Annotated in this window: 14 protein-coding genes and 1 riboswitch; of the genes, 7 read left to right on the top strand and 7 right to left on the bottom strand. The window is 38.9% G+C overall.

All coding sequences use genetic code 11. The features are described 5' to 3' along the window. The first annotated feature begins 3 nt into the window (after positions 1–3). From R5R67_RS01070 to R5R67_RS01060, 3 genes are all read left to right on the top strand, one after another. Complete coding sequence (locus R5R67_RS01070) at positions 4–1,008, top strand: DUF4062 domain-containing protein (protein WP_000887662.1); 1,005 nt, start codon at positions 4–6, stop codon at positions 1,006–1,008. A gap of 73 nt (positions 1,009–1,081) precedes the next feature. Continuing rightward, the gene (gene hemH, locus R5R67_RS01065; protein ID WP_000007331.1) at positions 1,082–2,098 is read left to right on the top strand and encodes a ferrochelatase; all 1,017 of its coding nucleotides are present in this window, start codon (positions 1,082–1,084) and stop codon (positions 2,096–2,098) included. A 23-nt stretch (positions 2,099–2,121) separates the two neighbouring features. Continuing rightward, on the top strand, positions 2,122–2,766 hold the full coding sequence (locus R5R67_RS01060; protein WP_000942273.1) for an MBL fold metallo-hydrolase: 645 nt from the start codon (positions 2,122–2,124) through the stop codon (positions 2,764–2,766). Here the strand turns inward: R5R67_RS01060 and R5R67_RS01055 are convergent. Then, positions 2,763–2,957 (bottom strand): DNA gyrase inhibitor YacG, encoded by a 195-nt coding sequence (locus R5R67_RS01055; RefSeq protein ID WP_001138289.1) that lies wholly within the window; start codon positions 2,955–2,957, stop codon positions 2,763–2,765. The genes R5R67_RS01060 and R5R67_RS01055 overlap by 4 nt on opposite strands. Positions 2,958–3,044: 87 nt before the next feature. On the opposite strand from R5R67_RS01055, the gene R5R67_RS01050 reads away from it, so the two are divergent. From R5R67_RS01050 to crcB, 4 genes are all read left to right on the top strand, one after another. Then, positions 3,045–3,683: an SAM-dependent methyltransferase gene (locus tag R5R67_RS01050; protein WP_161782654.1), complete on the top strand. Its 639-nt coding sequence runs from the start codon at positions 3,045–3,047 to the stop codon at positions 3,681–3,683. Further along, on the top strand, positions 3,673–4,878 hold the full coding sequence (locus R5R67_RS01045) for a TIGR03862 family flavoprotein (RefSeq protein ID WP_000066781.1): 1,206 nt from the start codon (positions 3,673–3,675) through the stop codon (positions 4,876–4,878). Before R5R67_RS01050 ends, R5R67_RS01045 begins: the two co-directional genes overlap by 11 nt. Before the next feature lie 77 nt (positions 4,879–4,955). Continuing rightward, positions 4,956–5,366, top strand: coding sequence for a GFA family protein (locus R5R67_RS01040; protein WP_000075984.1), 411 nt, complete (start codon positions 4,956–4,958; stop codon positions 5,364–5,366). 44 nt (positions 5,367–5,410) lie between these two features. Continuing rightward, a riboswitch (Fluoride riboswitch) is annotated at positions 5,411–5,477 on the top strand. A gap of 124 nt (positions 5,478–5,601) precedes the next feature. Beyond that, positions 5,602–5,982, top strand: a complete 381-nt coding sequence (gene crcB, locus R5R67_RS01035) for a fluoride efflux transporter CrcB (RefSeq protein WP_000291740.1) — start codon at positions 5,602–5,604, stop codon at positions 5,980–5,982. 498 nt (positions 5,983–6,480) lie between these two features. On the opposite strand, the gene R5R67_RS01030 is transcribed toward crcB, so the two are convergent. From R5R67_RS01030 to R5R67_RS01005, 6 genes are all read right to left on the bottom strand, one after another. Beyond that, entirely contained in the window at positions 6,481–6,813 is a 333-nt protein-coding gene (locus R5R67_RS01030) for a HopJ type III effector protein (protein WP_000046495.1), read from the bottom strand. 232 nt (positions 6,814–7,045) lie between these two features. Continuing rightward, entirely contained in the window at positions 7,046–8,023 is a 978-nt protein-coding gene (locus tag R5R67_RS01025; RefSeq protein ID WP_001108400.1) for an IS110 family transposase, read from the bottom strand. Between the two features lie 357 nt (positions 8,024–8,380). Beyond that, the gene (locus R5R67_RS01020) at positions 8,381–9,856 is read right to left on the bottom strand and encodes a zonular occludens toxin domain-containing protein (protein WP_000902833.1); all 1,476 of its coding nucleotides are present in this window, start codon (positions 9,854–9,856) and stop codon (positions 8,381–8,383) included. Positions 9,857–9,932: 76 nt separating this feature from the next. Beyond that, positions 9,933–10,214 carry a DUF2523 family protein gene (locus R5R67_RS01015; RefSeq protein WP_000269720.1) on the bottom strand — a complete coding sequence of 94 codons (282 nt, stop codon included), beginning with the start codon at positions 10,212–10,214 and terminating at the stop codon, positions 9,933–9,935. Between the two features lie 2 nt (positions 10,215–10,216). Next, a complete protein-coding gene (locus tag R5R67_RS01010) occupies positions 10,217–11,560 on the bottom strand; it encodes a virulence factor TspB C-terminal domain-related protein (RefSeq protein WP_000534881.1) in 1,344 nt (447 codons plus the stop codon). A 98-nt stretch (positions 11,561–11,658) separates the two neighbouring features. Next, positions 11,659–11,919 carry a hypothetical protein gene (locus R5R67_RS01005; protein WP_000812656.1) on the bottom strand — a complete coding sequence of 87 codons (261 nt, stop codon included), beginning with the start codon at positions 11,917–11,919 and terminating at the stop codon, positions 11,659–11,661.

Genomic DNA, 11,919 nt, shown 5'->3' with positions numbered 1-11,919 from the left:
GCTATGCTCGATACACGCTATCAGATTTTTATTTCAACCTCAGGTCGCGAGATGCAACCTGAGCGTATGGTTCTTTCCCAAACTTTAGTCAATATGGGATTTTTTGCTTGGGGGTTAGAATATAGAAATCCTCTAACAACGACGCTTGCCCGTCGGCAAATTGATGAATCGGATTATGTTGTTTTGCTGCTGGGTAGTCAGTATGGGGAGCAATCAATTTCAGGGGCGAGTTATTTTTCTTTAGAGTATGAATATGCGTTAAGTCGGGCGAAGCCCATTGTCGTCTTTATGCATGAACAACCTGAAAGTCGTGATATGCATTTACAAGAGACTCATCCGCAGCTTAAAGAGAAATTTCTGGCATTCCGAAAAAAGTTATTACATGAAGCGAATCATATTTTTTATTTTAAAAGCCCACGTGATTTAGAACTTGCTGTCCGTTTAAATATGCCTTTAATGGTTGAACAATATATGGGACAAGGTTGGGTGCCTGCACGCCAAGCGCATCATTTGGAAGATGAAATTAACCGATTAAAAAGTAAAATTTTACAATTAGAACAACAGTTATCAGAGTCATCAATTCAAGCAAATGAAGTGGCACCGCAAGATGTTTTTGCTTTTGAATATCAAATTCAGGCTTTTCAAGATGGCAACTTTAAAGAGCTTAAGCGCCAGAGACAAATGACTTGGTCTCAACTGTTAAGTATTTTGGCTAAACATTTTGAGACAGCCATGCCAGAAGAGAACTTTGGGACTTGCCTCAATGAGTATTTAAATCAGGACGGGTTAGAAGACGCTCGCCAAGAGTTGCCTAGAGCACATGCAGTGGCAGGTGCACAAATTAATCATAAAGCCCTGTTTCGTATTAAAAAGCAAATGCAATCACAAGGCTGGATTGTTCCAACCAAGATTGATCAACAACATAGTTTATGGAAAGTAACGACCAAAGCCCAAAAGCTCTTGCTCAGTTATAAATGGAATCATCGGAGTACTCGATTAAAAGCTTAGAGCGATTCAATTTAGATATGACCATGAAAGCTGTTACATTAGTGTCATAAGATGAACTGAAAGGCATTTACACATGTCGTTTGAACAAAAACCGAAAGTTACTGTCATTTTAGCGAATTTAGGCACACCGGATGAGGCAACTGTCCCAGCAGTGCGCCGTTTTTTAAAGCAGTTTTTATCTGATCCACGTGTAATTGAAATTCCAAAATTCATTTGGTGGATTATTTTAAATCTGTTTGTTTTACCTTTTCGCCCAAAAAGAGTAGCGCATGCCTATGCTTCGGTATGGTCTACCGATTCACCAATGCGTGAAATTGTATTTGAGCAAACTCAACGTGTGCAGGCTTATTTAGAGCGTGAAAATAAACAGTTTGATTTAACTGTGTTGCCCGCTATGACTTATGGTAATCCGGGTATTGATGCAGTTTTAGAAAAACTGGCGACTAATCCGCAAGAGCATGTCATTTTATTGCCTTTATTTCCTCAATATTCAGCCACTTCTACAGCACCGTTATACGACGCATTTGCTAAGTGGATTCCTACTCAGCGAAATTTGCCGGGTCTGACCATTATTAAAGATTATTATCAACATCCAATGTTCATTCAGGCATTGGCAGAAAGTGTTCTAGCTTACCAAGAGCAACATGGAAAACCTGAAAAGCTGTTGATGTCATTTCATGGTATTCCACAGCCTTATGCAGATAAAGGCGACCCTTATGCAGACCGTTGTCGTATTACCGCAAAGTTAGTCGCTGAAGCTTTGCATTTAAAAGATGATGAATGGGCAATTAGTTTCCAATCACGTTTTGGCAAACAAGAATGGGTTAAACCTTATACAGACCAACTTTTGCAAGATTGGGCGAAGCAGGGCGTTAAGTCTGTTCAGGTCTTAAGCCCAGCTTTTTCTGCTGACTGCTTGGAAACGCTTGAAGAGCTCGCTATTCAAAATGCTGAGTTATTTCAGCAAGCTGGTGGTGGTAGCTATGCTTACATCCCTGCTTTAAACAGTGATCAAGCGCATATTGATTTGCTTGCAGGTTTAGTTCAGGCTAATCTTGATGCCCTTACCCATACCTTAGCCCACCGTTAATTGCGTTTTAGCCAGAGGTTCTTATGCTGCAAGTCAAAATTGTTCCAGTTACTGCTTTTGCTCAAAATTGTTCTTTAGTTTGGGACAGTGAAACAAAAGAAGCAGTTTTGATTGATGCAGGCGGTGATGCTGCTGTTTTGAAGAAAGAAGTAGAAGCCTTAGGTTTAAAAGTAAAGGCGTTATGGCTTACTCATGGGCATTTAGATCACGCTGGGGCTGTAGGTGAACTCGCAAAAGAGTGGAGTGTTCCTGTTGTTGGTCCGCATAAAGAAGATCAGTTCTGGCTAGATATGATTCAGGAAGTTTCGGCACGTTATGGCTTTCCAATTCCACAGCCTGTAAAAGTCGATCAATGGCTTGAAGGCGGTGAAGTGCTAAAACTGGGTGAAGATGAGTTTGAGGTACGTTTTGCACCAGGACATACACCAGGTCATGTCATGTTCTATAACAAGAATCATGGTTTACTCTGGACTGGCGATGTCCTGTTTAAAGGCTCAATTGGAAGAACAGATTTTCCACGTGGTAATCATGATCAGCTGATTGAATCAATTCAGCGTGAGTGTTTTAGCTTACCAGATGAAACCCAGTTTATTTCAGGGCATGGACCAATGAGTACCATTGGCTATGAAAAACAATTTAACCCGTTTGTCGCAGGTAAAGCGGGTTAATCCTCATAATCATCTTCATGCTGACTACCCTTGTCTTGCTGAGGAGCATCTTGGGTAGGCAGTCTATATTCATCGTTTGCCCAAGCGCCTAAATCAATAAGTTTGCAACGTTCAGAACAAAACGGGCGAAATTCATTACCTTCCCAAACACTTGGTTCACCACAGCGTGGGCAGGGAAATGTACGTGGCATAAAGCAGTAACCTCAAAGTGAAGAGAAATAGATTAGGCAAAAGTCAGGTGACTTGTTAGACTTGTGCCGATTTTTATTTAGTTTGATGTGATTATGCAGATTCGTCAATTTCAAGCACAACGTATGCAAGCGCCTCGCGATTTTACCCCAATTGATAATACTCCGATTTGTGTAGAAATTGGAGCAGGCAAAGGTAAACATGCTTTGCTATTTAGTGGGCAAAATCCTCAGCACACGTTATATGCAATTGAACGAACTAGAGAAAAATTCTTGGCCATGCAAAAGCAGCATGGTTTGGAGCCAAGAGATAATTTAATCCCTGTGCATGCAGATGCTTTACCTTGGGTTGTACATGCTCTATATCCTGCTCAAGTAGAACATTTCTTTATCCTCTATCCGAACCCAGAACCTCATAATCCGGCACAACGCTGGTTGAACATGCCATTTTTTGAGTTCCTGTTATCACGCCTGAAAACAGGTGGAACGATTACATTGGCAAGTAATATTCCTGAATATATTGAAGAAGCTGAACAACAGTTATTAAATGTGTGGAAGCTGCCTTACCAAAAAGAAAAAATTGCGCAAACTTCTGCACGTACTCATTTTGAAATTAAATATTTAGAGCGTGGCGAGCTTTGTCAGCAGCTTATTATGACCAAGCCTGAAGGTTATAACACTCGTTTTGATGAGTTTGCACCGCTACAAGGGCAAATACATGTCGAATAAGCGGATTGCCATTATTGGTGCGGGGCCGGCTGGTTTAATGGCCGCGGAGGTGCTGAGCCAGTATGCTTATGAAATTGATGTGTTTGAGCAAAAACCTTCGGCTGCGCGTAAGTTTCTGATGGCTGGTAAAACAGGGCTAAATATCTCGCATGCTGAACCATTACCCCAGTTCATTGAACGTTACGACCATACAGAATGGCTCAAACCGTGGGTTGAAAAATGGGATGCAGTCTGGATTCAAAAGTGGATGAAAAGTCTGGGCATAGAATCCTACGTTGGCACCTCAGGTCGTATTTTTCCTGTCGAAATGAAAGCGGCACCTTTACTCCGTGCTTGGCTCAAGCGCTTGGCAGAACAACAAGTTAAATTCTTTTATCGTCATCGTTGTATTAATTTACAAGGTACAACGGTGACTTTAGAAAACCAAAATAATCAAAGCACTGAAACCTTTACCCAGCAATACGATGCGGTAATATTGGCCTGTGGTGCTGTGTCGTGGTCACAATTGGGCAGTGATGGTGCTTGGCAGCAATGGATGGATCAATCTAGTATTGAACCTTTTCAAGCAAGTAATGCAGGGGTATTGCACACTTGGTCAGCTTTTATGGAAAGCTGTTTTGGTGAGCCTTTAAAGCGTATCAATGCGTGGGTTGAACCCAGCCAAGTTACTCATGGTGATATTGTGATTACTCACTACGGTTTAGAAAGTGGGGTCATTTATAAACTCGGACGTGCCTTAAGAGAACAACAAAAACAAGGAAAAAGTTTAAATCTATTTTTAGATTTATTGCCTGATGTAGAGCTTACACAGTTAGTTAAAAAGTTACAGGCTAGCAAAAAGCAATCGCTCACCAATATCTGGCGTAAAGCAGGCTTAGACACAGCTAAAATTAACTTAATTAGAGAAGTGGTTGATAAAGCACTATGGAGTCAACCAGAGACGATGGCGCAAAAAATGAAAGCACTTCAAATTAAGTTAGATGGCTTTAGGCCTATTGAAGAAGCGATTAGCTGTGCTGGTGGTGTTAAGCAAGATGCATTAACAGAACGTTTAGAGCTGAAACAAACTTCAGGTGTTTTTTGCTGTGGCGAAATGCTGGATTGGGATGCTCCTACAGGGGGATATTTGCTGACAGCATGCTTTGCTACGGGACGAGCAGCTGGTGAAGGTGTGCATTCATTCTTAGAGAAATAACAACGAATTCGGTGCTATGTTTGATAAGTGAAAAGTGTTATTTTTGAGCGATCAATAATAATAGGAGTCGGAATCGTATGTCTCAAGCATCGCCAGTTTATCAGGGAAGTTGTTTATGTCAGGGTATTCGCTATGAAATTAAAGGCGATATCGGAGATATTATCCAATGCCATTGTCAACGCTGCCGAAAATCCAATGGAACAGCATTTGCAACGAATGCTCCTATCAACAGTGCAGATTTTAAAATTACGCAAGGTGAAGACCTTGTCAAAAAATTTGCTGTGAATGGTGTGTACCGTTGGTTTTGTAGCGAATGTGGTTCACCGCTTATTAGCTCGCGTGATGCTCAGCCTGAATTGTATCGTTTAAGAATTGGGACTCTAGATACACCATTAGACCAAAAGCCGACAATGCATATTTTTGCTGCTTCAAAGGCAGAGTGGGAATGCATTCATGACGATTTACCGCAATATGATGAACGTCCATGATTTAAAAAGTATGTTTTAATCAAATTGTAGATGATTTAATATACTTAAAACAGGGAGATGGCATTCCTCCCTTGAAAAACCGCCGTATTGGCTAATGATGTCTACGTTACCCTCATGTATTTATAACGCTGGGTACGTAGGTTATTACGTACTCTGCTTATTTTTGGAGTGCGCCATGTCACGTTTCCCATCATTTTTGTTTGCTCTTTTAGCATCTCACTAAAGGGGTGGTTCTATGTATTATCCTTTACTTTCAATTGCTTTAGGTTCAGTGCTCGGGGCGTGGTTGCGTTGGCTTTTAAGTTTAAAACTGAACCCGATTTATCCGCAAATTCCGTTGGGTACTGTTACTGTTAATTTGGTCGGTGGCTTTATTATTGGTTTTGCAATGGCTTATTTTGCTCATAGTGATTTGAGTCCGAACTATAAGCTTTTTGTGATTACCGGTTTTTGTGGAGCTCTAACTACATTCTCAACTTTCTCAATTGAGATCGTCACCTTATTGCAAAGTGGTAAGTGGGGAATGGCAATGTTGGCCATTTCTATTCATTTAATTGGCTCTTTAATTTTTACGTGTTTGGGGTTGGCGACTTATTATTGGGTAGCGGGGCATTGAGTTTTTATACTTAAGAATTGACCATGATTTCAGGTTGTGAGAGTTCATCGAAGTTGAGTGTTGGGTAGGATTTTCACGACGGAGTCTTATCGTTGAGTTATCTAATGGAAGCAGCTAATTAAGTTACTTTGGTTTTGCCCAAAGTAACCAAAGGCATCTGTCATTCGCAGAACCTGTTCACTGAATCCATTTATCTTATGCTTTGCAAAAACAATCTTTTATTGACACCACGCAGGCAGCGAATGACGTTATCGCCTATCAAATGTAAGAGGCTAATAAAATAATTAAGAAAAATAAGGCATTTACTATCGTGACAGACGGCATGGATGCCGTCGTTTCGCTGTGCTACATGGATGTAGCATCAGCGCAACAAAGGATTTTTGTTACTTTTCATCCTTGAAAAGTAAGCTTAGCCTATACAATCCATCATTTGGATATCACTTCCATTTAAGGCAGTGCTCATAATAAAAATTAAGTCGTTTCTATTATTTAAATCTATTACTTTTCAGTTAAAGCCTGACCTTCAAACTTCACACCATCCCAACCATTTTGCATAAACTGACGAATATTTTGGTGGTCAGTTCCCTCTGGGGTAGCCAATACAGATGCGTAGTGCTCTGCAAATAAACTTAAAGTTTGTGCTTGGTCTAAACCTTGTAACTTGGCAAAAGAGAAAACTTTTGCACTGCCTTGATTTTCAGTTGCAGCGTTATGCTGTGCGCCATTTTGAAAAGCTGTTGGAGTATGTTGGTAGCGTGCTTCAATATAAGCTAAAACATCTGAAAATTTTGCTGTGCCTGCTTGTAATTGGGCAAGTAACTCTTGTGCCATAATCTTAAACTTCCTAACAAATGGGGCTTAAGCATAGCATCGAATACACGCTTTGAAAGCGTGGGAGCTATAAAAAAATGATGGGATATTTGGAAAATTGAGAATATTTTTTAGATAAGATGTGGATAAGTTTTAGTTTATACACAACTGAAAAAAATATAGAAAAAATCCACATAAAAAAAGAAGATACCGTATTGCATGTAAAGCAGTATTTTACGTTTTAAGTAACTTTTTAAGCATAATCGGGTTGATAAGGTGTCTTATTCTTTAAAACGCCATAGCATAAATACACAAGCTTTCTCATGACCGCACAAAGTGCAGACATCTTGGATTTACCATTTTTAAGAAGCCTGTCATAAAGTACTTTAGAGTGAGGGTTAAATCTTATTGCAACAATAGCAGCCATGTATAACGCAGCTCGAATACGAGAAGAGCCAGATTTAGAAATGCGTGTCGCACCTCGAACAGAAGTACCTGATTGTTTTTGTATTGGAACTAATCCGACATATGCAGCAGCAGCTCCCGCATTATCAAAATCCTTACCGTGAAATAAAGTAAGCATTTGCAAAGCAGTGCGTTGGCCAATCGCAGGTATTGAAATTAATAAACTCATCTCATCGGTTAATTCAGAATCATTTTTAATTAATTCATTTATTATGACATCTATATGATTAATACGAGTTTGTAAGTTATCGATACTCTCCTTAATCATCGATATAACATGTAGTGAAGTTTTGGTAAAAGTAGACTTTTCAAGCCTATTACTTTCACGAACAAGATCAGTAGATAAAGCATCACGTCTGATCATTAGATCACGCAACTCTCTAAAATTCTTAGAATCAGGCTTCCAATATTTAATTGGGGCTAAAGCCCCGTATTTTGCAAGAACCTCGCTATCAACCTTATCAGTTTTATTTAATATGGACATACCCTGAGCAAAACGACGGGTACGCATTGGATTTGATATAGCAATATTGATTTTTAAATCATGTAGAAAATAACAAAGGTTCTCATGATATATTCCAGTAGCTTCTAGTGTTACTAATAAATCATTTGAATTAATATTTAAATGGGTTAACCAATCAGTTAGTTTAATAAACCCTGATTCAGAATTAGAAAATATTTTAGATTTCCCTTTACCTGAAATACCATTTATAAATAAACAACAATCTATTTTTTCCTTAGAAACATCAATACCTAAGTAATTCATCATTTCCCCAAATTAAAAGCACAATTGCACAATCTTAGCTTGTTTATTCAGCATCTAAGTGCTTGGATACCGTCGAGATTTTAATTGTGCAAAGGGCAAATTGCATGTTTATTCTTCTTTGCAAGCTTTTATAGTTAGCCTAAGTGGAAACTATGCAATTTGCTGTCATGATAGCTAGTCACAACGAACACAATATATCAGAAATTAAAGATTATGCCAGTTTGTCGAAGTGTCTAGACTACGCCTTGAGACACTCCAAATTCATGGAAATGACCTCTGTTTACGCGATGTGTCTCAATTCCCCTGAAGACACTTCTTTGCTAATACAACGTCACATCGAAGAGCCGGTTTTTGTAATCAGAGAGAAGAAATTTGATTTGCCCCATTAATGGGATTTCGTTGTAAACCATCTTGTACGTAATTATTAGCTTGCTGTTGTTTATTCGGCTGTGTCTGCTCAGTTGAAACATTATTTAATATACCTGTACTAACAGACTCAGTTCGAGAGTTGGCAAAATAATTGAAAGGTCTGTCATTATTTTTTATTAAACGCTCACAATCAGATTTAGATACATCTAACTTAGTCCCTTGCTGTGTATAAGCCTGATATTTACCATTCATTTTGGCACATCCGGAGAAGACTGGTTTTGCAGTAACTTCATAGTGAAGATTTTCTTGTATTTCACTGTTATCAAAAGGTTTATCAGGATTATATGAAACCTGATAACCGCGCGTGGTAACAGAAGCATTACTATTCGTTAAATCATTAAAATATTTAACACATACAGGTTTTTCAACATTAACTGCTTTTCGACAATCCTGTTCTGGAACAAATGCAGCCTGATCCTGAGAAGTAGTCTCTTTAGTTGCAGAAGCCGTAGGCTGTGTTTGATTTGCCTGTTTAATAGTTTTTGGTTGTTCGGATCCACCAAAAATACTTGTTAAAAAATTTGGACCATGACCAAAGATCATATTGCCAAACATAAAAACCCCAACAACAGGAATAATCAAAATTGCAAAGAGTTTAAGAGGGATACGCAACTTAACAGTGTTCGCAGTTGCAGACTCATAAATCTCATATAAACGCTTTGGATAATTAAAACGAAAATCACGTTCAGCAGTGAATTTATTACCCAAAGAGTTGGGTTTTTCCCGACAGTTTGCCCAGACATATACCGTTGCAGAAGGTGCACCCCATCCACGATGTAAGTGATAATGAAGACCGACAACATCACGAAAGCCCGGATGAACAAGACGAGGAAATTGCGTTATACCGTAAATATCAAATGCACGATGTCTATGAATTGTCAGAGATTTAACAATGCCTTCGTCATCTCGCTTGTTATCATTTGAATAAACATCAATAAGCTGAATTTCATCATAGAAGACAATAGAGCCATCGGGACACTTACGCCAGTCAACCTGCATTGGTCGAACAAAATCAACTTTTAAACCATCAATATTTGAGTAAATATGACGTACAGATTTAAGCTGTTTTAACTCAAGATTAAGATCATTTTTGATATTCGCAAGGATACCGTTATAAAACTGAATATCTAAAAAAATAGTTTCTTTACGTTCTTTTTTTTCAAAATAATCAAAATAATCAGGTTCAAAACAAAATGTTTCATACGCTTTAGTTATCTTACAAAAATGAGTGTATGAAGCAAAATAATCTTGCAAGTTGTTCTTTTCGATAAGTTCTTTATTTTGTTTTAAAGCTATAGCATTGAAGTCAAGTGCGCGTTTATTAGCTTTTTCATAATTATCAATAAGGAATACAGCGTATAAGGTTTTACCCGCGCCTGGAGTACCAGTTATAAGATGCAACATAATAATTTCCCCTTAATGCAGCTACACACCGCAGCGCACACGCGAGCCGTGGTGCCGCTTGCGGTTGCTCCGCTGCTTATGATGATTTTCTTAATACAAGTTTTGAAGAATTGAGAGATAAGCGCGTTACAACAGCACTTAAAACAATAGTCATTGCTACATCAAAGCCAGCTAAATGCGCCAAAGCTAAAACATCCGCAGATATACCAGAAACTGAACTTCTTAATGTATTTACAGCAGCACCAAAAGCTGTGATAAAAATTGCACTAGAAGCTAGATAAATACCCGCACCACCTAAAATTCGTTTAAGTGCACCTGACTGTAATGATGAAAGAATAAAGACGAGTTTAGACCACATAATCAAGCATCCCCACTTCTAATTCCGCCAATAATAAGAGCAGCAAAATAGGCCGAAACTGCAATAATTACAGGTTTAGAAACTTCTGCAATTTTGCAAAATGGAGTAAACGGAATCTCAATAGAACCAGAAATTCCCATAAAAGAATAAGGGGCGTTCAAAGGTGCCGGACAACCACCACCAAATGATATTGTAGTATCTGGAGTTGCAGGGTCTTTATCAAATTCAAGCGGTTTATCATCAAACTTTGGGTTATCTCCATATTCTTTTTTTAATGCATCAACGTCTTTAGTGTATGAAGCTACATAATTAATGCCTGCTTGAGCAGCCTGACAGATAGTTGGCGCCCAGTTACAAAAAATCGGGAAATTGATTGTTATATCATAAGGCTGTGGTTGTGCAGTCGGATCACCTGTACCCGTTCCAGTAGTAGGAGTTGCAGTACCTGTTCCAGTACCATTGGTAGGAATCGCTTGTGAGTTGTTAAGTTGCTGTGTGACATCAGATGCAGGAACAATTTGTCTTTGTTCATCTTCAAGTGCAGTATCAGCAACAGATGAAACGTATGCTTTAGAGTCTGCATTTTCTGAAGTTGCATCACTAATAATTTGAGAAGCTACAGCATCATAAGGTAAATATTTTTCTTGCGTATTTGGATTAGGTGCAGCAGGATTATATGCAGGATTTAAAACACGTATATAACTCCAGTTGAAAGTCTCATTAGCATCAGTCGCTGAGCGCTTAATAACACATTTTGCATCTCTCATACCCGTTTCATCAGTCGCCCAAGAATACGGAGTTACTGAAACAAGTATCCAGCCATTACCCTGCGCATTTCTCGTACATTGATCATTAGCAGCAGCGGAATTTGAAGAAAAGTATTTAGTAACTCCAAATGCACCTGTTTGATAATAATATTGAACAGATGGGTCTTGAGGGTTCGCAGGATCACCAGTCACAAAGTACTTAACACGGTTGTTCGCAGGGTCCATTACGTAATCAACAGAACCAATCAAAGCTTTAATAGCTAAATCAACGGCCAAAACAGCACCAGTTCTCACAATCATCTTACTGACTTGACTAGCAGTTGGAGTAATTGCAGCAGTTCCCGTAGCTGCATAGTTCTTACCATTTAAAACTACGTTTTTTGCCCCATCATAGAATGTCGTTGCACCTTGCACTAAACGCTTAGTAACAGACCAACCCTCAGCAGAGACAGTTGTTGCGTTAGCAGTCTGATAAAAAATAAAGTTAGGTGTAATGGCTATAATGAAGATTTGCAGCCATGTTATTAATTTAAAGTTATCTTTTATAACTTTGACGCAATAAGATGTAATGCTACCCATGTGACCACCAGTGGAATCCAGTAAATTATAGATGCTTGTTCATCCATACAGCCTCCAAGAAAAATGCCCCAAAAACTGGGGCACTTTGGGAAATTATTTTATTTAGCAGTACGCTTAAAATAAGACCAAGCAATACCAATGCCGATTAATGTCACTAAAACACCGATAATACCGACTACAGCAGTTTTAACACCGTCTAGCTCACCAGAAGCACCAGTGAAATCAAGTGAAGACGCAGCATTAGCAGCAGGTGAAAGCGCTAGTGCACCACCAAGTGTTGCCCCCAAACCATAAGTTGAAACGTTACGTAAAGTTAAAACGCCACGTTTTTCTTGTACTGCAAATTGATTTTGTTTCAT

Source organism: Acinetobacter sp. OYA S30, assembly GCF_033599315.1.
Classification (GTDB): Bacteria; Pseudomonadota; Gammaproteobacteria; order Pseudomonadales; family Moraxellaceae; genus Acinetobacter; species Acinetobacter baumannii.
This window is presented reverse-complemented; position numbering and strand designations above follow the sequence as displayed.

Bases quoted from the DNA above. Each gene is read 5' to 3' on its own strand.
- R5R67_RS01070 (WP_000887662.1), top strand. From the start codon at position 4: ATGCTCGATACACGCTATCAGATTTTTATTTCAACCTCAGGTCGCGAG.
- hemH (WP_000007331.1), top strand. From the start codon at position 1,082: ATGTCGTTTGAACAAAAACCGAAAGTTACTGTCATTTTAGCGAATTTA.
- R5R67_RS01060 (WP_000942273.1), top strand. From the start codon at position 2,122: ATGCTGCAAGTCAAAATTGTTCCAGTTACTGCTTTTGCTCAAAATTGT.
- R5R67_RS01055 (WP_001138289.1), bottom strand. From the start codon at position 2,957: ATGCCACGTACATTTCCCTGCCCACGCTGTGGTGAACCAAGTGTTTGG.
- R5R67_RS01045 (WP_000066781.1), top strand. From the start codon at position 3,673: ATGTCGAATAAGCGGATTGCCATTATTGGTGCGGGGCCGGCTGGTTTA.
- R5R67_RS01040 (WP_000075984.1), top strand. From the start codon at position 4,956: ATGTCTCAAGCATCGCCAGTTTATCAGGGAAGTTGTTTATGTCAGGGT.
- crcB (WP_000291740.1), top strand. From the start codon at position 5,602: ATGTATTATCCTTTACTTTCAATTGCTTTAGGTTCAGTGCTCGGGGCG.
- R5R67_RS01030 (WP_000046495.1), bottom strand. From the start codon at position 6,813: ATGGCACAAGAGTTACTTGCCCAATTACAAGCAGGCACAGCAAAATTT.
- R5R67_RS01025 (WP_001108400.1), bottom strand. From the start codon at position 8,023: ATGAATTACTTAGGTATTGATGTTTCTAAGGAAAAAATAGATTGTTGT.
- R5R67_RS01020 (WP_000902833.1), bottom strand. From the start codon at position 9,856: ATGTTGCATCTTATAACTGGTACTCCAGGCGCGGGTAAAACCTTATAC.
- R5R67_RS01015 (WP_000269720.1), bottom strand. From the start codon at position 10,214: ATGTGGTCTAAACTCGTCTTTATTCTTTCATCATTACAGTCAGGTGCA.
- R5R67_RS01010 (WP_000534881.1), bottom strand. From the start codon at position 11,560: ATGGGTAGCATTACATCTTATTGCGTCAAAGTTATAAAAGATAACTTT.
- R5R67_RS01005 (WP_000812656.1), bottom strand. From the start codon at position 11,919: ATGAAACAAAATCAATTTGCAGTACAAGAAAAACGTGGCGTTTTAACT.